Origin of the sequence: Ewingella sp. AOP8-B2-18 (genome assembly GCF_052376015.1) — a bacterium.
GTDB lineage: Bacteria > Pseudomonadota > Gammaproteobacteria > Enterobacterales > Enterobacteriaceae > Ewingella > Ewingella allii.
Window position 1 is genome coordinate 86,807 of sequence record NZ_JBQSVB010000013.1, and the last position, 23,205, is coordinate 110,011.

Here is a 23,205-nt window from a genome sequence, read left to right on the forward strand (position 1 = left end):
GGGGGTTATTCACCCAGTTCGCGGGCGCAAAATGTCTGGAACGCGATGGATTTTTCAATCGGATAAATATCGTCACCGAGCATGGCGCGGATGATGCTGCTGTTGCGGTAGCAGGCCATGCCTAAGTCTGGCGTCACGAAGCCGTGGGTGTGCAGCTCGGCGTTTTGCACAAAAATCTGGTTATTGGCGTCAATGCTGTAGTTGCGATTGACCGCAAAACGCCCGGCGTCGTCCCACTGAATGCGCGAGTGAATGCCTTCAATGCACTGCGGCGGCTGGTAGCCATAGCCGGTCGCTAAAATCACCGATTCGGTATTGTGGCGATACTCCTGCCGCTGCTCTTGTTGCAGGAAGGTCATGTCCAGCGTGCCATCAGGGTTGCGGCTCATGGCGGTTAATTCGGAATGGGTGTAGAGATTGACATTCAGCGGGCCGTCGAGCCGCTTGGTGTACATCAGGTCATAAATGTCATTGATTAGGCTGATGTTAATGCCTTTATATAACCCCTTTTGCTCGCGATTAAGCTGATCGCGCTTGCTCATCGGCAGCTGGTGGAAGTAGTCGATATACTCCGGCGAGGTCATCTCCAGCGTCAGTTTGCTGTACTCCAGCGGGTAGAAGCGCGGCGCGCGCGTCACCCACGTCAGCTGGTAGTCATGTTTTTCGATGTCGGAAAGCAGGTCATAGTAGATTTCCGCCGCGCTTTGACCACTGCCCACCACGGTGATGGATTTCGAGCTTTGCACCTGTTCTTTGTTCGGCAAATAGGCGCTGGAGTGGTGAATTTGCTGGCTCACGCCGCGCGAGCAGGGCGGCATCCAGGCCGACGGGCCGGTGCCCAGCACCAGTCGCTTAGCCTGATATACGGCTTTTTCGCTGCTCTGCGTGGACTGGGTGTGCACCAGATAGCACTGCTTGGCTTCGTCCCAGGTGACCATTTCCACGCGAGTAGCGAATTTCAAATTAGACAGTTCGCTGCACACCCACTGGCAGTACTGGTTGAACTCTTTGCGCATCATGAAGAAATTTTCACGGATGTAGAAAGAGTAGATTTTGCCTTTTTGCTTCAGGTAGTTGAGGAAGCTGAAGCGGCTGGTTGGGTCTGCCAGCGTCACCAAATCCGCCATAAACGGGGTTTGCAGCATGGCACTCTCCAGCATCATGCCGGTGTGCCAGTCAAAGCCCGGATTTTGGTCGATAAATAGCCCGTTGAGCTGCTCAATCGGGTCCGTCAGGCAGGCCAGTCCGAGGTTGAACGGGCCGATGCCCACGGCGATAAAATCATAGGTTTGAGTGCTGTTTTGCGTCATAGACATAGTGTGTTCCTTACTCGCCAGTTCCTTGATGAAAAGCTGAGCTAAGCGCTGCGCTGGTCAGCTCTTTGCCATAATGCACAACCAGACCAATCACGTCGGCAATGTCTGCGGCGGTGGTGGCTGGATTGAGCAGGGTAAATTTCAAATACTGGCGTTGATCCACTTTGGTACCGGCGATCACCGCATTGCCCGAGCGGAAAATGGCTTTGCGAATATCGGCATTCACCGCATCAAGCTGCTCGTCGCTCAGCGACTGGCGCGGCACAAAGCGGAACACCAGGGTGCTGAGTTCAGGCTTATGCAGCACCTCGATGTTCGGGTGATTGACCATCTGCTGGTGGCCTTCAACCGCCAGTGCCAGCAGGGTGTCGAAGGATTCGCCCAGCGCCTGCTGGCCCATGATGCGCAACGTCAGCCACATTTTCAGGGCGTCAAAGCGACGGGTGGTTTGAATGCTCTTGTTGACCAAGTTCGGCGTACCTTCCAGCTTGGCGCTCAGTGGATTGAGGTAGTCGGCATACCAGGCCACGTGCTCGAAATGCTTCTGGTCGTTGACGAAGAACGCGCTGCAACTCACTGGCTGGAAGAAGGATTTGTGGTAATCGACGGTGACGGAATCCGCTAACTCAATACCGTCAATGCGCTGGCGGTGCTGCGGCGATACCAGCAGGCCGCATCCGTAGGCGGCATCTACGTGCATCCAGATGTTTTCGCTGCGGCATACCTGCGAGATTTCGTGCAGCGGGTCGATGCTACCGAAGTCGGTGGTGCCGGCGGTGGCGACCACGGCGATAGGGATCAGCCCTTCGGCGTGGCAGCGTGCCATCTCTTGCTTCAAGGCGTCAGCGTCCATGCGGAAAGCGTCATCGCAGGCGACGGGCACTACGGCGTCATAGCCAAGGCCGAGCAGGGCGGCGGATTTTTGGATGCTGAAGTGGCTCACCTGTGAAGTGAAAATGCGCCAGCGGTTGGCGTCAGACGGCAGCCCCTGATATTTGATGCTGTGTTCAGGATGGGTGCGCTTACAGAAGGCGTCGCGGGCCAGCAGCATCGCCATCAGGTTAGACTGAGTGCCACCGCTGGTGAAAATGCCGTCCGACTGCGGGCCGAATTTGATCCGCGCCAGCGTCCAGTCAATCACCTTTTGCTCAATCAGCGTGCCGCCTGCGCTCTGGTCCCAGGTATCCACTGAGGAGTTGATGGCGCTGATAAACAGCTCGGCTAATTGGGCCGGCACTACCGTCGGGCAATTAAGGTGCGCGATATATTTTGGGTGGTGGAAATAGACCGCATGTTGCAGATATAAATCATCTAATTCTTCCAGCGCCAATCGAGTGCCGGGCAGGGGCTGAGTCAGGTCAATATGGCGGAACTGATCGGCTAATTCTGCTGGAGTAATGCCGGAAAAAGGTTTTTCCTTGTTATTAATATGGCCTTTGATTATTTCAAGGCCATTTTCAATGTGTTTTTGCCACTCATCTGTGGAGTGTTGATTGAAAATAAAACCCTGATTTTCATTTACCATTTCGTGGGTAAAAGAGAGTTCGGAATAATTTATTTGGCTCATGAAACATTCCTTTTGCTATCCGTTTGGGCTTGCAGCAGGCGTGGGGAAGCCGCCAGCCTTAGCCGGGATAGTTAAATTAAGTTTATTAGTCATCAGGCACGGGCAAGCGCCGCGCTAATGCGAGTTTAGTATAATGATATTTAGTTAAGGTAAATTATCAGTCTTTTGTCTTGTGTAAATTCCTGTGATTGGCATTTTTTAGGTCATTAACCGATGAAGAACATTATAAATGCAAATCATTATCATTCAATGACAATGATAAACATTCTCATCAAAGTAGCATCGTTAATGATATTTTGTGATCTGCATCACGTTTTTGTGGGGTTTTGGCCGTTCTGGGGCATATTCACATAGGATCTTTCTACATTTGTTATTCCAAATGACGCTTTTAGTCCGGGTTTTAAATAACAAATATGGAATATTATCCATTAATAACATTGTGTCTTTTGATTGTTGCTAGCTAATCCATTATTACAATGTGGAATTATAAAGCACAAAAATAGCGGGTAAATAAAGCGGAATATTAATCTTGAGGTGAATTTATTGTGCATAAAATGAATAGTGCGGAGGGAATAATATGAAAAAGCCGATTCCACAGAATCGGCTTTTTATTACTAGATTATTACTAAGGGGAGGTGACTCCCCTTATGGTTGGACGGGTTATTACTCTACTCGTAATACGCGGCTGGTATTTGTTGTGCCGACGGTACTCATGACATCACCCTGAGTGACGATCACTAAATCACCGGATAACAGATAACCCTTGTCGCGCAGCAGGGTAACGGCGTCGTGCGCGGCGGCCACGCCATCATTATTGCTGTCGAAGAACACCGGAGTAACACCACGGTAGATGGCGGTGAGGTTCAGGGTGTGCTCATGGCGCGACATGGCGAAGATTGGCAGGCCGGAGCTGATACGTGACATCATCAGCGCGGTGCGACCAGACTCGGTCATGGCGATAAGCGCCGTTACGCCTTTCAGGTGGTTAGCGGCATACATAGAAGACATGGCAATAGCTTCTTCAATGTTGTCGAACTCCACGTCGAGGCGGTGTTTAGAGACGTTAATGCTTGGGATCTTCTCCGCGCCCAGACACACGCGGGCCATGGCGGCTACTGTCTCAGACGGGTATTGACCCGCGGCGGTTTCCGCAGAGAGCATCACGGCGTCGGTGCCATCAAGCACGGCGTTAGCCACGTCCATGACTTCAGCACGGGTCGGCATTGGGTTGGTAATCATCGACTCCATCATCTGGGTTGCGGTGATCACGGCACGGTTCAGCTGGCGAGCGCGGCGGATCAGTTTCTTCTGAATCCCTACCAGCTCTGGGTCCCCGATTTCCACACCCAAATCGCCACGGGCAACCATCACCACGTCAGAGGCCAGAATGATGTCATCCATGGCGGCGTCAGTTGCCACGGCTTCGGCGCGTTCTACTTTAGAAACGATTTGCGCGTTGCAGCCTGCGTCACGGGCCAGGCGGCGAGCGTAGTTCAGGTCTTCGCCAGTGCGCGGGAAGGAGACGGCCAAATAGTCGACGCCAATTTTTGCGGCGGTGATGATATCGGCTTTGTCTTTTTCGGTCAGGGCTTCGGCTGACAGGCCACCGCCCAGCTTGTTGATGCCTTTATTGTTGGACAGCGGGCCGCCAACGGTGACTTCGGTAAAGACTTTCATGCCCTGAACTTCGAGCACTTTGAGCTGCACGCGGCCATCGTCGAGCAGCAGGATATCGCCGGGAACCACGTCGGCCGGTAAGCCTTTATAGTCGATGCCGACTTTCTCTTTATCGCCTTCGCCTTTGCTCATGTTGGCGTCGAGCAGGAATTTATCGCCGATGTTCAGGAAGACTTTGCCTTCCTTAAAGGTCGATACGCGGATTTTAGGGCCTTGCAGGTCACCGAGGATGGCAACGTGGCGCCCGAGGCGGGCGGCGATTTCGCGCACTTTGTTAGCGCGAATAATGTGGTCTTCAACGGTTCCGTGGGAGAAATTCATCCGAACTACGTTGGCGCCGGCGGCAATAATCTTTTCCAGATTATTATCACGGTCTGTAGCAGGGCCGAGGGTAGTAACAATTTTGGTTCTTCTGAGCCTTCTGGACATGTATTACTCCGTTGACTGGTGAACATTTGTCGTGCAAAAAACAGCGGTAACCTACTTCGGTGCGGTGTGTGATTTTAAGGCCATTGCGTTTCACCTGCGTTACTCGCCGCGTGTTTGGTTTTAGGCACTTCTGCGCACATTGATGGGTTCATCATTGAGGCTGAGGGTGCCAAACTCCCTAAAAAATGTCTAATTTGTGCGGTCCCAATGTTCAAAATGTGCCTTTTAAGGCGCTTCTATTTCATTCGGTCTACGCTTAGTCAAAAACGCTGGGGACGGGCATACCCTTATCAAAGCGCGATTCTTTCAACGCGTCTTTGACCCGCTTCAGGTTATCTCTAAATTTTGCCCCGCGACGCAGGGTAAATCCGGTGGCGAGTACGTCAATCAGGGTCAGTTGAGCCAGACGCGAAACCATCGGCATATATACGTCAGTGTCTTCAGGGACATCCAGCAGCAGCGCCAGCGTGGCTTCGTTAGCCAGCGGCGTGTTGTGCGAAGTGATGGCAATCACCGTGGCGTCGTTTTCCCGCGCCAGATGGGCCAGTTCTACCAGATTCTTAGTGCGCCCGGTGTGCGAAATCAACACCACCACGTCGCCTTCGGTGCAGTTCATGCAGCTCATACGCTGCATTACGATGTCGTCGAAATAGACCACCGGAATATTGAAGCGGAAGAACTTGTTCATCGCATCATGAGCCACGGCGGCAGAGGCTCCGAGGCCAAAGAAAGAGATCTTTTTCGCCTGAGTCAGCAGGTCAACCGCCCGGTTTACCGCGCCGATATCCAGCGAGTTTTTGACTTGGTCGAGGGTCGCCATGGCGGATTCGAAAATCTTGCCGGTATAGGCATCGGCGCCGTCGCTTTCATCGACGTTACGGTTCACATAAGGCGTGCCGTTAGCCAGACTTTGCGCCAAATGTAATTTAAAATCTGGAAAACCTTTGGTATCGAGGCGGCGACAGAAACGGTTTACAGTAGGTTCACTGACATCGGCCATGCGGGCCAGGGTCGCGATACTGCAATGGATGGCGGTTTGGGGTGAGGCGAGAATTGCTTCTGCGACTTTCCTCTCGGATTTGCTCAGAATGTCCAAATGGCTTTGGATTTTTTCTAATGTATTCATTAGGGTGCCACTCATAGGTTTCAACGATTTCTGTGAAAAGAGGAAATCATGTCGGTTTGGTGAAAATATACTACGAGCTAACTACGGTTGGCAGGAGCAAACTGGTGTAATTCAAGCTTTTATCACCAGAGTATGACCGAGATCTAAATTTCAATCTGGTAAATGGCTATCAGTTTTGTCATAAAATTACATATCTTCGCGTAATTTTTGAACGATTTTAACAACCATGACAAAATATGTGGTTTTAATTCATTTATTAAGGTCTTAGATCGAGGTTTACTGCTTACAACCGATCAGAGTACATTGTGGCTGAAATAAAATTACAATAGATACCCCGAATAAATCGGGTTGTGGGAATCGACCTGCAACATGAATTATGAGGGTGATTCCTGCACTAAGGAGAAGAACATGGCGGTAACCCAGACAGCCCAGGCGTGTGACCTGGTTATTTTCGGTGCTAAAGGCGATCTTGCGCGCCGTAAACTGTTGCCTTCCCTGTATCAATTAGAAAAGGCTGGCCACATCCATCCTGACACCAAAATCATCGGTGTAGGTCGCGCGGAGTGGGACAGAGCTGCATATGTAGAAGTTGTTAAAGAAGCTTTGACGACCTTTATGAAAGAAAAAATGGAGCCAGAGCTGTGGGAAAAACTCAGCGCTCGTTTCGAATTCTGTAACCTTGATGTCAACGACCTCAAGCACTTCAAAGTGTTGGGCAAAATGCTCGACCAGCAGAACCGCGCCACCATCAACTATTTCGCCATGCCGCCAAGCACCTTTGGTGCCATCTGCCGTGGTCTGGGTGAAGCCGGTCTGAACAAAGAGCCATCGCGCGTCGTGATGGAGAAGCCGCTCGGCACCTCTTTGGAATCCTCCCAGGTTATCAATGACCAAGTCGCAGAGTATTTCAACGAATCTCAGGTCTACCGTATTGACCACTATCTGGGTAAAGAAACCGTTCTGAACCTGTTGGCCCTGCGTTTTGCCAACAACCTGTTTGCCAGCAACTGGGATAACCGCACTATCGACCACGTGCAGATCACCGTGGCGGAAGAAGTGGGGATCGAAGGCCGCTGGGGATACTTCGACAAAGCCGGCCAGATGCGCGACATGATCCAGAACCACCTGTTGCAAATCCTGACCATGATTGCCATGTCGCCTCCGGCTGACCTGAGCACCGACCGTATCCGTGATGAGAAGGTGAAAGTGCTGCGCTCGCTGCGACGCATTGACCAGTCAAACGTGCGTGAAACCACCGTTCGCGGCCAGTACACCGCCGGTTTCGTGCAAGGCAAGAAGGTTCCGGGTTATCTGGAAGAAGAGGGCGCCAACAAGACCAGCGCCACTGAGACCTTCGTGTCTATTCGCGTGGATATTGATAACTGGCAGTGGGCTGGCGTACCTTTCTACCTGCGTACCGGTAAACGCCTGCCAACCAAATGTTCAGAAGTCGTGGTTTACTTCAAGAGCCCGGCACTGAACCTGTTCCGCGACTCTTACCAGCAGCTGCCTCAGAACAAACTGACCATTCGTCTGCAACCGGACGAAGGGATCGAGATCGAAGTGCTGAACAAAGTGCCGGGTCTGGAGCACAAACACCGTCTGCAAACCACCAAGCTGGACCTGAGTTTCTCCGAGACCTTTAACGAGCAGCACATTGCTGATGCTTACGAGCGTCTGCTGCTGGAAACCATGCGCGGTATTCAGGCGCTGTTCGTGCGTCGTGACGAAGTGGAAGAAGCCTGGAAATGGGTAGACTCCATCATGAACGCGTGGGCAGCCGAGAGCGAAGCACCGAAACCTTACCAGTCTGGTACTTGGGGCCCTGTGGCTTCTGTTGCGATGATCACCCGCGATGGTCGTTCATGGAACGAGTTCGAATAAAGGGAAACTGATGGCCAATTTTGTCGAATTTTCCGGCGCGCTGGCGCTGACCCAAAACTTCGCCGGAAAGATTGCGGATGCGCTGCGTGAAGGCATCAAAGCAAACGGCAAAGCCAGTCTGGTGGTATCAGGGGGCCGCACGCCGGTCGACCTGTTCACGCTGCTGGCACGTCAGGAGCTGGACTGGAGCAAGGTGGTGATCACCTTGGCTGATGAACGTTGGGTCAGCCCGGACAATAGCGCCAGCAATGAAAAAACGGTGCGTAACAACCTGCTGCAAGGCCCGGCGCTTGCCGCGACCTTTATTGGCCTGAAGAACGATGCCGCGTCGCCGTTTGAAGGGGCATCCGCCACCGAAGTGGCGTTGCAGCAATTGCCGCGACCTATCGACGTGGTGATCCTCGGCATGGGCGATGACGGCCACACGGCGTCACTGTTCCCCGGTGCGGCAAACCTTGGCGAAGCCTTGGATTTGGACTCGGGGCGCACCTGTCTGGGTATGACCCCGCTGACTGCGCCTCTGGACCGCATTACGCTGACCTTGCCGGTGCTGCTCGACAGTCGCAATATCTATTTGCATCTGAACGGCGAAGCCAAGCGCGATGTCTATGAGCGCGCTGAAAAGGGGACCGACGTGAATGAAATGCCGGTCCGCGCGGTGCTGAATCAACAGCAAACGCCGGTCAGCGTCTATTGGTCGGCTTAACAGCACTCACTAAAACCGTTGCCTATGCAGCGGTTTTTTATTTTGTTTTTTCAGATTTACTATCCCCAATCATTCGGCTGTAAAGTAGCTATGTGGTGTGGTCGGTAACCTGCAAACATGCAGGCCCTGTGGCAGGGGCGCGCCAACAATCACAACGATGCCTGCGGGCATGAACGGAGACAACGATGAAAAACTGGAAAACAAGCGCGGAACAGATCCTGACCACAGGTCCGGTGGTTCCGGTGATTGTGATTAACAAACTCGAACACGCGGTGCCGCTGGCGAAAGCTTTGGTTGCGGGCGGCGTGCGAGTGTTGGAAGTGACTCTGCGCACCGCTTGCGCGGTTGACGCTATTAAAGCTATCGCCAAAGAAGTGCCGGACGCGATTATCGGCGCGGGCACGGTGTTGAACCCTGAACAACTGGCCGAAGTAACCGCCGCTGGCGCGCAGTTCGCCATCAGCCCGGGCTTAACCGAGCCGCTGCTGAAAGCTGCCAATGCTGGCCCAATTCCGCTGATCCCAGGTATTAGCACGGTATCTGAACTGATGCTGGGTCTGGATGCCGGTCTGCGCGAGTTCAAGTTCTTCCCGGCGGAAGCCAACGGTGGGGTAAAAGCGCTGCAAGCCATCGCAGGGCCATTCCCGCAGGTGCGTTTCTGTCCGACCGGCGGCATTACGCCAAACAACTACCGTGACTACTTGGCGCTGAAAAGCGTGCTGTGCATCGGCGGTTCATGGCTGGTTCCGGCAGATGCGCTGGAGTCAGGGGATTACGCGCGGATCACCCAACTGGCCCAAGAAGCCGTAGCGGGTGCCAAGCAGTGATCTGCGGCTGTTTCGCAGCATAAAAAAGCCTCCCGCGGGAGGTTTTTTTGTCTTCATCATTTGGCGCTAAAAGCGAATTAACGCGCGGCGATGATTTTAATTTCAATCTTATATTTTGGGTTCATCAGGTTAGCTTGCACGGTGCAACGCACTGGCGCATTACCCGGAGAAACCCACTCATCCCAAGCTTCGTTCATCGCTTTAAAATCTTCTTTGTGCACCAAGAACAGGGTGGCATCGAGGATTTTGCTCTTATCAGAACCCGCTTCTTTTAACACGGCGTCAATGATAGCCAGTGTCTCAGCCGTCTGCGCTTTGGCGTCGGCGTCCAGATTTTCCGGCACGGCGGTGTAATACAGGGTGTCGTTATGGATCACGACGTCGGACATGCGCGGCTCGGGTCTGATACGTTCGATAGTCATTTAGGTGCTCCTGTTTGGCATCTTTTTTAATGTTGCTAATAGGGTATCACAAAGGCTTATTGCAATGGACCGGCACAAGTCGGTGGTAGAGAGGGGTAAGGATTGGCATAATCACTGCTGATCCGTACAGGTAGAGAGACAGCGTGATAGACGATTTTGCACCAGACGGCGCGTTAGCGCAGAAAATTGAAGGTTTTAAACCCCGTGAACCTCAGCGTCTCATGGCGCAGGCCGTCAGTACGGCTATCAAAAATAAGCAAGGTTTGGTGGTGGAAGCCGGTACAGGTACCGGTAAAACTTACGCTTATCTGGCCCCCGCGCTGCGTTCAGGCAAAAAAGTCATTATCTCCACTGGCTCGAAAGCCCTGCAGGACCAGCTCTATTCCCGCGACCTGCCAAAAGTCGCCACGGCGCTGAAATTCAAAGGCAAATTAGCTTTGCTGAAAGGGCGCTCCAACTACCTGTGCATTGAGCGTCTGGAGCAGCAATCGCTCTCCGGCGGCGAGCTTGCCAGCCAGTCGCTGAGCGATTTAGTGCATCTGCGTAACTGGTCGAGCATGACCGAAGAGGGTGACATCAGCACCTGCTCGGTGGTGGCCGAAGACAGCCATGTCTGGCCGCTGGTCACCAGTACCAATGACAACTGTTTGGGCAGCGACTGCCCGGCCTACAAAGACTGCTTCGTAGTGAAGGCGCGCCGCAAAGCCATGGATGCCGACGTGGTGGTGGTCAACCACCACCTGTTTATGGCCGACATGGTGGTGAAAGAGAGCGGCTTTGGCGAACTGATCCCCACCGCCGACGTGATGATTTTCGACGAAGCCCATCAGATCCCTGACATTGCCAGCCAATATTTTGGCCAGCAGGTGACCAGCCGCCAGCTGCTGGACATGGCGAAAGACATCACTATCGCCTATCGCACCGAGGTTCGCGACTCGGTTCAGTTGCAAAAGAGCGCCGATCGCCTGAGCCAAAGCACCATGGACTTCCGCCTAGCACTGGGCGAGCCGGGCTTTAGAGGCAATCTGCGTGACGTGCTCAATCAGCCCGCCATCCAGCGCGCGCTGCTGTTGCTTGATGACGCGCTGGAGCTTTGTTACGACGTGGTGAAGCTCTCCCTTGGCCGCTCGGCCTTGCTGGACGCGGCGTTCGAGCGCGCTACGCTGTATCGCAATCGCCTCAAGCGTCTGAAAGATGTCTCTATTCCCGGCTACAGCTACTGGTACGAATGCAACTCGCGCCACTTCGTGCTGGCCCTGACGCCGCTATCGGTGACTGACAAATTCAGCGAAATGATGACTGACAAACCGGGCGCGTGGATTTTCACCTCCGCGACGCTTTCGGTGAACGATCAGCTGCATCACTTTACCGAGCGCCTCGGCCTGAACGACGCCGAAACCCTGCTGCTCGCCAGCCCCTTTGACTACGCCAATCAAGCGCTGCTCTGCGTGCCACGCTTCCTGCCTTCGCCCAACGAGCGCGGCGGCTCGCGCCAGCTGGCGCGCATGCTGCGCCCGGTGATTGAAGCCAACAAGGGGCGCTGCTTCTTCCTCTGCACCTCGCACCAGATGATGCGCGAACTGGCCGAAGAGTTTCGTGCCAGCATGACACTGCCGGTTTTGGTGCAGGGTGAAACCAGTAAGGGCCAGCTGCTGGCGCAGTTTGTCGAGGCGGGTAACGCCTTGCTGGTGGCAACCAGCAGCTTCTGGGAAGGGGTAGACGTGCGCGGAGAGGCGCTGTCGTGCGTGATTATCGACAAACTGCCCTTTACCTCGCCGGATGACCCTCTGCTCAAGGCGCGCATTGAAGACTGCCGCCTGCGCGGTGGCGATCCGTTCAATGAAGTCCAGCTGCCGGACGCGGTGATCACCTTGAAGCAGGGCGTCGGGCGTTTGATCCGCGATACCGACGATCGCGGCGTGATGATTATCTGCGACAACCGGCTGGTGATGCGCCCTTACGGCGAGGTATTTTTAAACAGCCTGCCGCCGACGCCGCGCACCCGAGATTTAGACCGCGCAATCCGCTTCCTGCAAGAGTCTCAACAGCAGAAATAGCGCCGCGCTTGTGTTAATATTCGGCCGCGAAAAAGGCCCATAACTTTTCTTTCCCGCCTGAGGTTTGGCATGTCCACACGAATTTTAGCAATTGATACGGCGACTGAAGCCTGCTCGGTTGCGCTTTACAATAATGGCGAAACCCTCGCTCATTTCGAACTTTGCGCCCGTGAACATACGCAGCGCATTTTGCCGATGGTGCAGCAGATCCTGTCCGAAGCCGGCATGACGCTGAATCAGGTTGACGCGCTAGCCTTTGGCCGCGGCCCTGGCAGCTTTACCGGCGTGCGTATCGGCATTGGCGTGGCGCAAGGGCTGGCCTTCGGCGCTGAGCTGCCGCTGTTGCCCGTTTCCACGCTGATGACCATGGCGCAGGGCGCCTATCGCCTGACGCAAGCGACACGCGTCTTAGCGGCGATTGATGCGCGCATGGGTGAAGTTTATTGGGGTGAATACCTACGCGGTGAAAACGGCGAATGGCAGGGCGAGCAGTCCGAAGCCGTGCTGAAACCCGAGCAGCTGTTACCCCGCGCTCAGGCACTGACCGGGCGTTTTGCCACTGTTGGCACCGGTTGGCAGACCTACCCAGATTTGCTGGGTGAATCATCTGCCGTGGAATTATTTGATGGCAAAATGTGTCTGCCGCAGGCCGAAGATATGCTGCCTCTGGCGCTGAACATGTGGAAATCCGGCATTCGCGTCAGCGCGGAGCATGCCGAGCCGGTTTACTTGCGTAATGAAGTGACCTGGAAAAAGCTTCCGGGCCGTTAAGTTTTAGCAACTTGTGAACTAAATCGTGGTCAAAATTGTAGGTATGGTCCAGGAGTTCTCACAATGCGTAGGTGGTCGGCAGTGCAACAGTTTTCTGGTTTTAAATGTTCTGTTTTTCAGTCTAAACGCCTGGCACTCAGCGCCATCGGCTTAAGCGTTTTGTTGCTGTCCGGCTGTGTTACCGTGCCTGCGGATATTCGCGGTACCACGGATACACCGCAGATGAATCTGCAAGTGGTGCAGGGCGCGCCGCAGCTGTATGTCGGCCAAGAGTCGCGCTTCGGCGGTAAAGTGATCAGCGTGACCAATGAGCAGAACAAAACGCGGCTGGAAATCGCCACCGTGCCGCTGGATGACGCAGCAAGGCCGATTCTGGGCGCCGCGTCGCTGGGGCGAATTCACGCCTATGTGAACGGCTTTGTGGATCCGGTCGATCTGCGCGACCAGTTGGTCACCGTCGTCGGGCCAATAACCGGCGCGGAGAAGGGCACCATCGGCCAGACCTCTTACAACTTTGTCACCGTGGACGTTAACAGCTACAAACGCTGGCGCCTGTCTCAACAGGTGGTGATGCCGCCACAGCCGATTGGCCCGTGGGGCTACTACGGCCCGTATAACTCGCGCTGGGGCAGAGGCTTTGGTCCAGGCTGGGGACCGGGCTGGTATGACCCACAACCGGCTCGTGTAGAAACCTTCGTGACCGAATAACTAAGCAGTAGAGTAAGACTTTAAAGGCGACTCTGGTCGCCTTTTTCTTTTTTGGGCCATGGAAGCCCACAACAAATTAGTGACAAGCCTCTCAACCTCAACATTGTTTGAACCGCAACTGGTAAGCTGAGTTAAAATATTGTTACAGGCATGATAAAACTCGTCATATTGAGATGGCAGCAGCACATTATTGCAGGAGTGATACCTTGGAAAAGGTCTGGCTAAAACGTTACCCTTCTGATGTTCCTGAGAACATCGACCCGGATCGCTATAGCTCATTGGTCGAAATGTTCGAAAACGCTGCCCTGCGTTTCGCGGACAACCCGGCCTTTATCAATATGGGCGAGGTGATGACCTTCCGTAAGCTCGAAGAGCGCAGTCGCGCTTTTGCCGCCTACTTGCAAAATGAGTTAGGGCTGAAGAAGGGCGACCGCGTTGCGCTGATGATGCCTAACCTGTTGCAGTACCCGATTGCCCTGTTTGGCGTGCTTCGCGCCGGGCTGGTGGTGGTCAACGTTAACCCGCTTTACACCCCGCGTGAGTTAGAACACCAGCTGAATGACAGCGGCGCATGCGCGATTGTCATTGTTTCCAACTTTGCCCACACGTTGGAAAAGGTGGTCTACAAAACCCAGGTTAAACACGTAATTTTGACCCGCATGGGCGACCAGCTCTCCGCCGCCAAAGGCACGCTGGTTAACTTCGTGGTGAAATACGTCAAAAAGCTGGTGCCGAAATATCATCTGCCAAATGCCATCTCATTTCGCAGCGTCCTGCAACAGGGGCGGCGGATGCAATATATTAAGCCGGATGTTATCAACAGCGATTTGGCTTTCCTGCAATATACTGGCGGCACGACCGGCGTGGCCAAAGGCGCGATGCTGACCCACCGGAATATGCAGGCCAACCTCGAACAAGCTAAAGCCGCCTATTCTCCGCTGCTTAAACCCGGCCATGATTTAGTGGTTACCGCGCTGCCGCTCTACCATATATTTGCACTTACCGTGAACTGCCTGTTGTTTATTGAAATGGGCGGCCGCAGCCTGCTTATCACCAATCCAAGGGATATACCCGGAATGGTGAAAGAGCTGGCGAAATATCCATTCACCACCATCAGTGGTGTGAATACATTATTCAACGCGCTGCTCAATAATGAAGATTTCCGCGAACTGGATTTCTCCACGCTGCGACTGTCTGTGGGCGGCGGGATGTCGGTGCAGAAGTCAGTGGCGGATAAATGGGAAAAACTCACCGGCAAGCATCTGCTGGAGGGTTATGGCCTGACCGAGTGCGCACCGCTGGTGGCGGGCAACCCTTATGATTTGAAACATTATAGTGGCAGCATTGGTTTGCCGGTGCCATCGACAGAGGTGAAGCTTGTCGACGATAATGGCCAGGAAGTGCCTTTCGGCGAGCCGGGCGAGCTGTTAATTCGCGGGCCGCAGGTGATGCTGGGCTATTGGCAGCGCCCCTCAGCGACTGATGAAGTGTTAAAAGATGGCTGGCTCTCAACCGGCGATATCGTTACAGTGGACGAGCAGGGCTTTTTACGCATCATTGATCGTAAAAAAGACATGATTCTGGTCTCCGGTTTCAACGTCTATCCTAACGAGATTGAAGATATCGTTTCCCAGCATGAGAAAGTGCTCGAAGTGGCCGCTATCGGCGTGGAGAGCGAATCATCCGGGGAGATCGTCAAGATCTGCGTCGTGAAGAAAGATCCGTCGCTGACCAGCGAAGAGCTGCTGGCGCATTGTCGACGCATGCTGACGGGTTACAAAGTGCCGAAGATTGTTGAGTTCCGCGATGAACTGCCAAAGTCGAACGTTGGCAAAATTCTTCGTCGTGAGCTCCGTGATGAACATAAAAAACCTAAGCCAGACGCAAAGCAGAGCGCGGCCTAGCGAATTAGGTTCATCATACGCAGATTCCCACGACGCCGGCTAAGTCCGGCGTCGTTACGTTTTACGCAATAATATCCATCCTTCGATTGACAGTCAGAAGGCGGGTATATGATTAAGAGAATCAAAGTTTGAACTATCAGTTGATTACCACCAATGACGCGCTTGCGCAGGTTTGTTTGCAAGCTCAGGCTCATAGCCAGATTGCCCTTGATACCGAGTTCGTCAGAACCCGCACCTACTACCCGCAGTTAGGGCTGATCCAGCTGTTTGATGGTGAAACGCTGACCCTGATTGACCCACTGCCGATCACCGCGTGGCAGCCCTTTATTGACCTGCTGGTGAACCCAAACGTGGTGAAATTCCTCCATGCAGGCAGTGAAGATCTCGAAGTATTCCTCAACGCTTTTGGCGTGCTTCCCGTTCCGCTGATTGATACTCAGATCCTCGCGGCGTTCAGCGGTCGTCCGCTCTCTTGCGGCTTTGCACGTTTAGTGGCGGAAACCACGGGCGTTGAGCTGGATAAAAGCGAGTCGCGCACTGACTGGATTGCCCGCCCGCTGAGCGAAAAGCAGTGCGTATACGCGGCGGCCGACGTGTGGTATCTGCTACCACTGGCCGAGCAGTTGATGCGTGAAACGCAGGAAGCAGGTTGGATGGACGCCGCGCTGGACGAGTGCCTGTCGCTGTGTCGCCGCCGTGCTGAAGTGTTGCAGCCGGAGCAGGCTTATCTCGACATCACCAATGCTTTCCAGCTACGTCCGCGCCAACTGGCCTGTTTGCAGAAGCTGGCGTCATGGCGTTTAACACAGGCTCGCCAGCGCGACCTGGCGGTGAACTTCGTGGTGAGAGAAGAGAATCTGTGGCAGGTTGCGCGCTATCAGCCGACGTCACTGGGCGAGCTGGAAGCATTAGGCCTGAGCGGCCCGGAAATTCGCTACCACGGCCGTACGCTGTTGGCGCTGGTGGCCGAAGCCAATGCTATGGACGAGCAGGAGCTGCCTGCGCCATTGTCGAGCCTGATTGACCAACCGGGCTACCGCAAGGTGTTCAAAGATATCAAAGCGCTTATTCAAACCGTGAGCGAAGAGAGTGGCCTGAGCGTCGAGCTATTAGCCTCAAGACGCCAAATTAACCAGTTATTAAATTGGCACTGGCAGTTAAAAACCAAAGAAAGCGAGCCGGAAATTATAAGCGGTTGGCGCGGTGATTTGTTAAAAACGCGCTTGCTGGAAATCCTCAAAGATTATTAAAACCCAGCGGCTGATAAATAAACAGTCGTGCTTTGAGATAGCGTTTGAGATAAATCACAAATTAAAGAAGGGCAGACCGGTTCTGCTCTTTTTTTATTTATCGAGAAACGTATTTTTAGCGGAATGAAATAAGGGGGGATACTACACGAATTAGGGTCAGCAATTATTGCAGAATAGGGCAAGGTTAAGTGAGTAAGAATGGGACAACTCTCAATCGAATTTTATGGAATATTAACAGCGGACAAGAGTAACTTGTATAAATATACAGTTACCCCCTGACGAACAGGGGGCAGCTATTTTGAAGCAAACGCCTTCAAACAGAACATGTCCATCTCTGTCATTTAGGCGCTTCTTCCGAGTCCGGCAGCGTCACGTTAAGCTCAAGTACCGAGATATCGTCACCTTTCTGTTCAAACTGCACGTTGAGCATTTCAGGGTCAATCTGAATGTACTTACAGATGACCGCTAAAATATCACGCTTCAGATCTGGCAGATAGGCGGGTTCACTGTCCCCGCGGCGTCGCTCTGCTACGATGATCTGTAGCCGTTCCTTGGCTATATTGGCTGTCGGCTTTTTACGGGACAGAAAGAAATCTAACAAGGCCATGGTTTATCCCCCAAAAAGGCGTTTCAGGAAACTCTTCTTCTCTTCCTCAATAAAACGGAACGCACGTTCTTCACCAAGCAAACGGCTGACGGTGTCGTCGTACGCCTTACCTGCGTCAGATTCCTGATCCAAAATGACCGGCTCGCCTTGGTTAGACGCGCGCAGTACAGACTGATCTTCAGGAATAACGCCGACCAACGGAATGCGAAGGATTTCAAGCACATCCTCCATGCTCAGCATGTCACCACGGCTTACACGGCCTGGGTTGTAGCGAGTCAGAAGCAGGTGTTCTTTGATTGGATCTAAGCCTTTCTCAGCGCGGCGGGATTTTGAAGACAAAATACCTAAAATGCGATCGGAGTCACGTACAGAAGAGACTTCTGGGTTGGTGGTGATCACAGCTTCGTCAGCGAAATACAGTGCCATCAGAGCACCGGTTTCAATACCAGCGGGTGAATCACAGACCACGAAATCGAATTCCATGTCGTTAAGGTCGTTAAGAATTTTCTCTACGCCTTCACGAGTTAATGCGTCTTTGTCACGGGTTTGGGAAGCAGGAAGAATGAACAGGTTGTCAGTGCGTTTATCTTTGATAAGCGCTTGATTCAACGTGGCATCACCTTGGATCACGTTAACAAAATCATAAACAACGCGGCGCTCACAGCCCATGATCAGGTCAAGGTTACGCAAACCGATATCGAAGTCGATAACAACGGTTTTTTTACCTTTTTGAGCTAGACCGGTAGCAATGGCTGCGCTTGAAGTGGTCTTGCCAACGCCCCCTTTACCCGATGTAACAACTATAATGCGTGCCATGAAAGGATTCCTTGTCAAAAGGGCTTAGTTTAAAGGTTGTATGGTTAACACGTTATCTAACAGGCTGAGGCGGGCTGCCTGTCCATAATAGTCGGACGGGATTTGGTCACTCAACCAGTACTGCCCTGCGATAGAGACTAGCTCAGCCCCCAGGTGCGTGCAAAATATCTGACAGTTTGCATCACCTGCGGCACCGGCCAGCGCACGGCCGCGCATCATGCCATATATGTGGATGTTACCATCGGCAATAAGTTCCGCACCGGCGCTCACACTGCTGGTCACAATGAGATCGCTGTTACGGGCATAAATTTGTTGGCCAGACCGGATAGGGGTACTAATGATCCGAGTTTTCGCTGGCGCATTGTCTGGTACAACAGGAGCAGGCGGCTCGGCGGCTACGCGTTGGGCACGGCCTTCACTCAGCAGCGGCAAGCCGGTGCGAGAGATGGCGCGCTTTTGGCGCTCGTCTTTACAACCACTGATGCCCACAACGCGAAAACCAGCAGAAGCGACAGCCTGTTGAATGTCTTTCCAGTTCGCTTCGCCAGTCAGCGCAGCGACGTTGATAACAACAGGGGCATTTTTCAGAAAAGCAGGAGCTTGCTCCACTTTTTCTTGTAACGCCTGATAAATAACCTCAGGTTGTGAACTATGTAAATGAACAACCGATAAGGTAAAACTGCTGCCTTTTAGTTCTATTGGCGATTGTGACATCTATCCTGACTCAGTCTCAGCAACTTTAAATCCCCGGAATACCACTCGGGGGGCGATATTCCGATGTACGTTAAGCATGTTATAGTTACAGTTATATCTAGGCAAGCCACCGTTTCAATAAATTAGAGTTAAAAAAATGCTTTGTGCGATCTATAGAAGTACCAAACGTGACCAGACTTACCTGTATGTCGAAAAAAAAGACGATTTCTCTCGCGTTCCTGAAGAATTATTACAAGGTTTCGGCCAACCGCAGTTCTCAATGTCGATTAATCTGGGGCAAAGAGAAAAGTTAGCCACCGCCGATATTGAGAAAGTAAAACAATCACTCCTCGAGCAGGGCTATTATTTGCAAGTGCCACCGCCGATGGAAAGTTTATTGAATATGCATCTGCAAAACGGCGAAAAATAAAGCGAATACTGTCCTTCTGGGTAGGTTTTTGTAAATTCAGAGCTGTCGGGTTGCATTCATCTTCTGGCTCATTCAGGTTGTAAACAACGTGTAAGTGCTTTGATAAAAGGAACAGATTGATGAAATTGTCGGTACTGGCTGTGCTTATTACGAGCGTAACGCTGAGTGGTTGTGCTAAGGAAAGTGTTGCTACCCCCGCGTCTCCGGCGGCCCAAGCCCCTGCGGCTCAGGCTCCTGCCGCAGAGAAGCCTGCGAAAACCACGTTGGCCGAGCAGGGGCGTGACCCGGCTCAATTTCCAGGCTACGTTGAGCAACTGAAAACTCAGGCTCGCCAGCAGGGGATTAGTCAGGCGACTATCGACAGCGCCTTTGCCAATGTGCACTTTATCGATCGGGTAATTAACTCCGACCGTAACCAGCTCGAAAAGAAAATTACCCTCGACGATTACCTCAAGCGCGTTCTGCCTGAAGCCAAAATCGAGCAGGGGCGAATCAACTACCAGCAAAACCTGCCTGCGTTAACTCAGGCCAGCCAGCGTTACGGCGTGCAGCCGCAATACATCGTTGCGCTGTGGGCTATGGAAAGCAACTTCGGCAAGATTCAGGGTAAAGAGGATGTCTTCTCGGCCCTCGCCACCTTGGCATTTGAAGGCCGCCGCGAAGCCTTCTTTACTAAAGAGCTGATGTCGGCATTGAAAATCGTCGATTCCGGCCACGCAACCAGCGACATGATGAAAGGCTCGTGGGCGGGCGCCATGGGGCAGTCGCAATTTATGCCGTCCTCCTATCTAAACTACGGCGCTGATGGCGACGGCGACGGCAAAATCGATATTTGGAACAATACCGACGACGTCTTTGCTTCCACCGCTAACTACCTGTCTACCGAAGGCTGGAAAGCCAATCAGAGCTGGGGACAGGAAGTGAAACTGCCTGCCGGCTTTGATGCCAGCAAAACCGGCCTGAAGAACAATCAGATGCACCCGGCCAGTTATTGGCAGCAGCAGGGCGTGACGCAGGTAGATGGCAGCCCACTGGCTTCTAACGCCACCCGCGCATGGATTATCACCCCGGATGACCTTCAAGGCCGCGCCTTCCTGGTCTATGATAATTTCCGCACAATAATGCGCTGGAACCGTTCGACCTATTTCGCATTGAGCATCGGCATGATGGCAGACGCCGTCACGCAACAATCACAGGCTGCACCAGCTGAGCAAAACTCAGATCCGGCTGCGACCTCTCCGGCGCCGACGGGGCGTAATCCCTTTGGCGGCTGACTGACACTTTCAGGAGCTTCCCATGTATCAACACCGTGACTGGAATGGTGCATTACTTGATTTTCCGGTGAATAAAGTGGTGTGTGTTGGCAGTAACTACGCCGACCATATTAAAGAGATGGGCAGTCAGGTTGCGCCCGAGCCGGTGCTGTTTATCAAACCAGAAACCGCGCTCTGCGATATTCGCCAGCCGATTGCCATTCCGCAGAACTTAGGTTCGGTGCATCACGAAGTGGAATTGGCGGTGCTGATCGGCACGCCGCTCAAGCAAGCCAGCGAAGATCGCGTGGCGAACGCCATTGCCGGTTACGGCGTTGCGCTGGATTTAACCCTGCGTGACCTGCAAGCAGGCTTCAAGAAGGCAGGGCAGCCATGGGAAAAAGCCAAAGGCTTCGACGGCTCTTGCCCAATTAGCGGTTTTATTCCGGTCAGTGAGTTTGGGGACGCCCAGTCGGCTGATCTCCAGCTGATTGTGAATAATGAAGTGCGCCAGAGTGGCAACACGCAGGATATGTTGACTAAGATCCTGCCCCTGATTGCCTATATGAGTCGTTTCTTCACGCTGCGCGCGGGAGATATTATTCTCACCGGTACGCCACAGGGCGTCGGCCCGATGGCCGGCGGCGACACTATCCAAGTCGCGGTTAACGGCAAGTCGGTGACCACTCGCGTTATTTAGCGCTTTCTGATCTACCTCAAGACAGTGGGTCGCCCGGAGATATTTCGGGCGGCTTTACTTGCATCTCTGCACTAAAGTGTTTATATAAGCCCCCTCATTTTATACTTGAACCGGATGCCACCATGACTGAACCCAACTTTTGGCAGAAAAAAACGCTGCCTGAAATGACCGACGAAGAGTGGGAAGCGTTGTGCGACGGTTGCGGGCAATGCTGCCTGCACAAGCTGATTGACGAAGACACCGATGAAATCTATTTCACCAACGTGGCCTGCAACCAGTTAAACATTAAGTCCTGCCAATGCCGTAATTACGAGCGCCGCTTCACGCTGGAGGAGGATTGCATCAAACTCACCCGTGAAAATCTCACCACCTTCGACTGGTTGCCACCAACTTGCGCGTATCGCCTCATAGGTGAGGGTAAGCCGCTATTCCCATGGCACCCGCTGCTGCATAAGTCATCCAAATCCGCCATGCACACCGAGCGAATTTCCGTGCGCTACATCGCCGTACGCGAAGACGACGTCGAGGACTGGCAGGACCACATCTTAAATAAGCCTAGCTGGGCGAAGTAACTAATTGAAGTTATTGAAGAACTTCATCACTGTGATATAGCGCGGGGCATATACGGGGCATCACCCGTAAATCCTGCGTTTAAAATGTCCATCTGATTGCTGTTGTTCTAACTCATACATTTTCCGTAAACGCTGTACACCATCTGCGCTGAAGTGTGCCCCATTTGGTTTGCTACAAAATTGGGGTTCGCCCCGACGCTCAATGCCCAACATGCAAAAGTGTGCTTTGTTTCGTAAGCTTTGCGATGACGAATGCCAGCCTTTTTCAAGGCAAAGTTCCACGTTCCGCTAAACACGCCTGGAGAGTACCATTCTCCACCTTTTCCATTTCTTGCAGATAGGCGAGCGGAGAATACGAAGGTGCAATCATCTTTTCGAATTCTGCCAAATTCTCGAAGGTGAACATCTACCTTTATTTGCTTCCCCATCCTCGTTAAAGCCATTTGCTCCTTCAGCGGCTCGATAGCAGAGTTCGTCAACTTGATAGTTCTGTTGCCGCTCTCTGTTTTTGGTGGCGTGAAGTGATTAACAACGGCCATATTTCTGGTGATGGTTATAGTCCACTCCTTCAGGTCGATATCCTCCCAAGCCAGCGCGCAAATCTCCCCATGCCTCATCCCTGTATTCACCGCCAATCGCCAGATGTTCTTCACCTGAAGTGACGGTGCAACTTCTATAAGCCTCGCATACTCCTCCCTAGTTAATGGGTCTGGCTCTGATTTTGTAGTGGCACACTGAATTTAGCCACCTGAATAGAGGTGATATCATCACCTCATAGTCAAAACAGGTGAAATTATGACCGGACGTAACAGACGCAATTTTAGCCCCGAGTTTCGCCTCGAAGCTGCCCAGCTTGTACTCGATCAGCACTACACCGTTGCCGCCGCTGCCACTGCGATGAATGTCCGCAAATCCACGATGGACAAATGGGTTCGACAACTGAAAGAAGAGCGAGCGGGAAAATCCCCCAAAGCTTCACCCATGACACCAGAGCAGATTGAGATACGTGAGTTGAAGAAAAGACTTCAACGCGTTGAAATAGAAAGGGATATATTAAAAAAGGCTAACGTGCTCTTGATGTCAGACTCCCTGAACAATTCTCATTAGTTGAGAAACTCAGGGCGCGGTTTCCTGTTGCCGTTGTGTGCAACGTGCTTGGGGTTCATCGCAGCAGTTATAAATACTGGCGGCAGCCCAGGAAGCCTGACGCCTCGAGAGTGGCATTACTGAGCCTTGTGCGTGAAGTTTATCGCGAGAGTAACGGCTCAGCAGGAGCACGAAGCATTGCCGCGATGTTCACAACCAAAGGTATAAAACTGAGCCGCTGGCGGGCAACAAAGCTGATGAAAGCGCTCAATATTATCAGCTGTCAGCAACTTGGCCATCGTTATAAGAAGGCGTCTAAGGAACACATTGAGATCCCTAATTATCTGGATCGCCAGTTTGCTGTTACCGAGCCTAATCAGGCCTGGTGCGGTGATGTGACTTAT

Annotated in this window: 20 protein-coding genes and 2 pseudogenes; 13 read left to right on the top strand and 9 right to left on the bottom strand. The window is 52.8% G+C overall.

Annotation, left to right across the window (positions count from 1 at the left end):
- Positions 1 to 5: 5 nt before the first annotated feature.
- The 4 genes from ACT3RR_RS20100 to ACT3RR_RS20115 all read right to left on the bottom strand — a co-directional run bounded on the left by ACT3RR_RS20100 (position 6) and on the right by ACT3RR_RS20115 (position 6,115).
- On the bottom strand, positions 6 to 1,310 hold the full coding sequence (locus ACT3RR_RS20100; protein WP_485900970.1) for a lysine N(6)-hydroxylase/L-ornithine N(5)-oxygenase family protein: 1,305 nt from the start codon (positions 1,308 to 1,310) through the stop codon (positions 6 to 8).
- Positions 1,311 to 1,326: 16 nt separating this feature from the next.
- Positions 1,327 to 2,841, bottom strand: a complete 1,515-nt coding sequence (locus tag ACT3RR_RS20105) for a pyridoxal phosphate-dependent decarboxylase family protein (protein ID WP_496200995.1) — start codon at positions 2,839 to 2,841, stop codon at positions 1,327 to 1,329.
- Positions 2,842 to 3,546: 705 nt separating this feature from the next.
- Positions 3,547 to 4,989, bottom strand: coding sequence for a pyruvate kinase (gene pyk, locus ACT3RR_RS20110; RefSeq protein ID WP_353502162.1), 1,443 nt, complete (start codon positions 4,987 to 4,989; stop codon positions 3,547 to 3,549).
- 256 nt (positions 4,990 to 5,245) lie between these two features.
- Entirely contained in the window at positions 5,246 to 6,115 is an 870-nt protein-coding gene (locus ACT3RR_RS20115; protein WP_353502161.1) for a MurR/RpiR family transcriptional regulator, read from the bottom strand.
- A gap of 408 nt (positions 6,116 to 6,523) precedes the next feature.
- On the opposite strand from ACT3RR_RS20115, the gene zwf reads away from it, so the two are divergent.
- From zwf to ACT3RR_RS20130, 3 genes are all read left to right on the top strand, one after another.
- Positions 6,524 to 7,999 (top strand): glucose-6-phosphate dehydrogenase, encoded by a 1,476-nt coding sequence (zwf, locus tag ACT3RR_RS20120; protein WP_034790717.1) that lies wholly within the window; start codon positions 6,524 to 6,526, stop codon positions 7,997 to 7,999.
- 10 nt (positions 8,000 to 8,009) lie between these two features.
- A complete protein-coding gene (gene pgl / locus ACT3RR_RS20125; RefSeq protein ID WP_353502160.1) occupies positions 8,010 to 8,705 on the top strand; it encodes a 6-phosphogluconolactonase in 696 nt (231 codons plus the stop codon).
- A gap of 185 nt (positions 8,706 to 8,890) precedes the next feature.
- On the top strand, positions 8,891 to 9,532 hold the full coding sequence (locus tag ACT3RR_RS20130; protein ID WP_496200991.1) for a bifunctional 4-hydroxy-2-oxoglutarate aldolase/2-dehydro-3-deoxy-phosphogluconate aldolase: 642 nt from the start codon (positions 8,891 to 8,893) through the stop codon (positions 9,530 to 9,532).
- A gap of 77 nt (positions 9,533 to 9,609) precedes the next feature.
- On the opposite strand, the gene ACT3RR_RS20135 is transcribed toward ACT3RR_RS20130, so the two are convergent.
- The gene (locus tag ACT3RR_RS20135; RefSeq protein ID WP_496200992.1) at positions 9,610 to 9,954 is read right to left on the bottom strand and encodes a RidA family protein; all 345 of its coding nucleotides are present in this window, start codon (positions 9,952 to 9,954) and stop codon (positions 9,610 to 9,612) included.
- 143 nt (positions 9,955 to 10,097) lie between these two features.
- Between ACT3RR_RS20135 and ACT3RR_RS20140 the strand changes: the two genes are divergently transcribed.
- The 5 genes from ACT3RR_RS20140 to rnd all read left to right on the top strand — a co-directional run bounded on the left by ACT3RR_RS20140 (position 10,098) and on the right by rnd (position 16,644).
- Positions 10,098 to 12,011 (top strand): DNA repair helicase YoaA, encoded by a 1,914-nt coding sequence (locus ACT3RR_RS20140; protein ID WP_353502157.1) that lies wholly within the window; start codon positions 10,098 to 10,100, stop codon positions 12,009 to 12,011.
- 69 nt (positions 12,012 to 12,080) lie between these two features.
- Positions 12,081 to 12,782 (top strand): tRNA (adenosine(37)-N6)-threonylcarbamoyltransferase complex dimerization subunit type 1 TsaB, encoded by a 702-nt coding sequence (gene tsaB / locus ACT3RR_RS20145; protein WP_496200993.1) that lies wholly within the window; start codon positions 12,081 to 12,083, stop codon positions 12,780 to 12,782.
- Positions 12,783 to 12,845: 63 nt separating this feature from the next.
- Positions 12,846 to 13,490 carry a Slp family lipoprotein gene (locus ACT3RR_RS20150; RefSeq protein WP_496200994.1) on the top strand — a complete coding sequence of 215 codons (645 nt, stop codon included), beginning with the start codon at positions 12,846 to 12,848 and terminating at the stop codon, positions 13,488 to 13,490.
- 206 nt (positions 13,491 to 13,696) lie between these two features.
- Positions 13,697 to 15,394 (top strand): long-chain-fatty-acid--CoA ligase FadD, encoded by a 1,698-nt coding sequence (gene fadD / locus ACT3RR_RS20155; protein WP_353502154.1) that lies wholly within the window; start codon positions 13,697 to 13,699, stop codon positions 15,392 to 15,394.
- Positions 15,395 to 15,522: 128 nt separating this feature from the next.
- On the top strand, positions 15,523 to 16,644 hold the full coding sequence (gene rnd, locus ACT3RR_RS20160) for a ribonuclease D (RefSeq protein WP_353502153.1): 1,122 nt from the start codon (positions 15,523 to 15,525) through the stop codon (positions 16,642 to 16,644).
- A 337-nt stretch (positions 16,645 to 16,981) separates the two neighbouring features.
- Here rnd and minE read toward each other — a convergent pair whose 3' ends face one another.
- Genes minE through minC form a run of 3 tightly spaced genes read right to left on the bottom strand, consistent with a single transcriptional unit; the run spans position 16,982 to position 18,781 of the window.
- Positions 16,982 to 17,251 carry a cell division topological specificity factor MinE gene (gene minE, locus ACT3RR_RS20165; RefSeq protein ID WP_353502152.1) on the bottom strand — a complete coding sequence of 90 codons (270 nt, stop codon included), beginning with the start codon at positions 17,249 to 17,251 and terminating at the stop codon, positions 16,982 to 16,984.
- Positions 17,252 to 17,254: 3 nt separating this feature from the next.
- A complete protein-coding gene (minD, locus tag ACT3RR_RS20170) occupies positions 17,255 to 18,067 on the bottom strand; it encodes a septum site-determining protein MinD (protein ID WP_353502151.1) in 813 nt (270 codons plus the stop codon).
- Between the two features lie 24 nt (positions 18,068 to 18,091).
- Positions 18,092 to 18,781 carry a septum site-determining protein MinC gene (gene minC, locus ACT3RR_RS20175; protein ID WP_034790690.1) on the bottom strand — a complete coding sequence of 230 codons (690 nt, stop codon included), beginning with the start codon at positions 18,779 to 18,781 and terminating at the stop codon, positions 18,092 to 18,094.
- A 136-nt stretch (positions 18,782 to 18,917) separates the two neighbouring features.
- On the opposite strand from minC, the gene ACT3RR_RS20180 reads away from it, so the two are divergent.
- The 4 genes from ACT3RR_RS20180 (at position 18,918) to ACT3RR_RS20195 (ending at position 21,715) form a co-directional block, all read left to right on the top strand.
- Complete coding sequence (locus ACT3RR_RS20180) at positions 18,918 to 19,190, top strand: YcgL domain-containing protein (RefSeq protein ID WP_353502150.1); 273 nt, start codon at positions 18,918 to 18,920, stop codon at positions 19,188 to 19,190.
- Between the two features lie 119 nt (positions 19,191 to 19,309).
- On the top strand, positions 19,310 to 20,464 hold the full coding sequence (locus ACT3RR_RS20185) for a lytic murein transglycosylase (RefSeq protein ID WP_353502149.1): 1,155 nt from the start codon (positions 19,310 to 19,312) through the stop codon (positions 20,462 to 20,464).
- Between the two features lie 22 nt (positions 20,465 to 20,486).
- Entirely contained in the window at positions 20,487 to 21,143 is a 657-nt protein-coding gene (locus ACT3RR_RS20190; RefSeq protein WP_353502148.1) for a fumarylacetoacetate hydrolase family protein, read from the top strand.
- A 122-nt stretch (positions 21,144 to 21,265) separates the two neighbouring features.
- On the top strand, positions 21,266 to 21,715 hold the full coding sequence (locus ACT3RR_RS20195; RefSeq protein ID WP_034790685.1) for a cysteine cluster protein YcgN: 450 nt from the start codon (positions 21,266 to 21,268) through the stop codon (positions 21,713 to 21,715).
- 26 nt (positions 21,716 to 21,741) lie between these two features.
- Here ACT3RR_RS20195 and ACT3RR_RS20200 read toward each other — a convergent pair.
- Positions 21,742 to 22,440, bottom strand: a pseudogene (locus ACT3RR_RS20200) (site-specific integrase); the annotation flags it as partial.
- A gap of 70 nt (positions 22,441 to 22,510) precedes the next feature.
- Between ACT3RR_RS20200 and ACT3RR_RS20205 the strand changes: the two are divergent.
- A pseudogene (locus ACT3RR_RS20205) lies at positions 22,511 to 23,205 on the top strand (IS3 family transposase); the annotation flags it as partial.

What these genes read in the sequence shown, in the direction of transcription:
- pgl (WP_353502160.1), top strand. Translation starts at nt 8,010, where the DNA reads ATGGCCAATTTTGTCGAATTTTCCGGCGCGCTGGCGCTGACCCAAAAC.
- zwf (WP_034790717.1), top strand. Translation starts at nt 6,524, where the DNA reads ATGGCGGTAACCCAGACAGCCCAGGCGTGTGACCTGGTTATTTTCGGT.
- ACT3RR_RS20105 (WP_496200995.1), bottom strand. Translation starts at nt 2,841, where the DNA reads ATGGTAAATGAAAATCAGGGTTTTATTTTCAATCAACACTCCACAGAT.
- ACT3RR_RS20135 (WP_496200992.1), bottom strand. Translation starts at nt 9,954, where the DNA reads ATGACTATCGAACGTATCAGACCCGAGCCGCGCATGTCCGACGTCGTG.
- ACT3RR_RS20180 (WP_353502150.1), top strand. Translation starts at nt 18,918, where the DNA reads ATGCTTTGTGCGATCTATAGAAGTACCAAACGTGACCAGACTTACCTG.
- minC (WP_034790690.1), bottom strand. Translation starts at nt 18,781, where the DNA reads ATGTCACAATCGCCAATAGAACTAAAAGGCAGCAGTTTTACCTTATCG.
- ACT3RR_RS20190 (WP_353502148.1), top strand. Translation starts at nt 20,487, where the DNA reads ATGTATCAACACCGTGACTGGAATGGTGCATTACTTGATTTTCCGGTG.
- ACT3RR_RS20100 (WP_485900970.1), bottom strand. Translation starts at nt 1,310, where the DNA reads ATGACGCAAAACAGCACTCAAACCTATGATTTTATCGCCGTGGGCATC.
- ACT3RR_RS20115 (WP_353502161.1), bottom strand. Translation starts at nt 6,115, where the DNA reads ATGAATACATTAGAAAAAATCCAAAGCCATTTGGACATTCTGAGCAAA.
- minD (WP_353502151.1), bottom strand. Translation starts at nt 18,067, where the DNA reads ATGGCACGCATTATAGTTGTTACATCGGGTAAAGGGGGCGTTGGCAAG.
- ACT3RR_RS20150 (WP_496200994.1), top strand. Translation starts at nt 12,846, where the DNA reads ATGCGTAGGTGGTCGGCAGTGCAACAGTTTTCTGGTTTTAAATGTTCT.
- tsaB (WP_496200993.1), top strand. Translation starts at nt 12,081, where the DNA reads ATGTCCACACGAATTTTAGCAATTGATACGGCGACTGAAGCCTGCTCG.
- minE (WP_353502152.1), bottom strand. Translation starts at nt 17,251, where the DNA reads ATGGCCTTGTTAGATTTCTTTCTGTCCCGTAAAAAGCCGACAGCCAAT.
- pyk (WP_353502162.1), bottom strand. Translation starts at nt 4,989, where the DNA reads ATGTCCAGAAGGCTCAGAAGAACCAAAATTGTTACTACCCTCGGCCCT.
- ACT3RR_RS20185 (WP_353502149.1), top strand. Translation starts at nt 19,310, where the DNA reads ATGAAATTGTCGGTACTGGCTGTGCTTATTACGAGCGTAACGCTGAGT.
- ACT3RR_RS20130 (WP_496200991.1), top strand. Translation starts at nt 8,891, where the DNA reads ATGAAAAACTGGAAAACAAGCGCGGAACAGATCCTGACCACAGGTCCG.
- ACT3RR_RS20195 (WP_034790685.1), top strand. Translation starts at nt 21,266, where the DNA reads ATGACTGAACCCAACTTTTGGCAGAAAAAAACGCTGCCTGAAATGACC.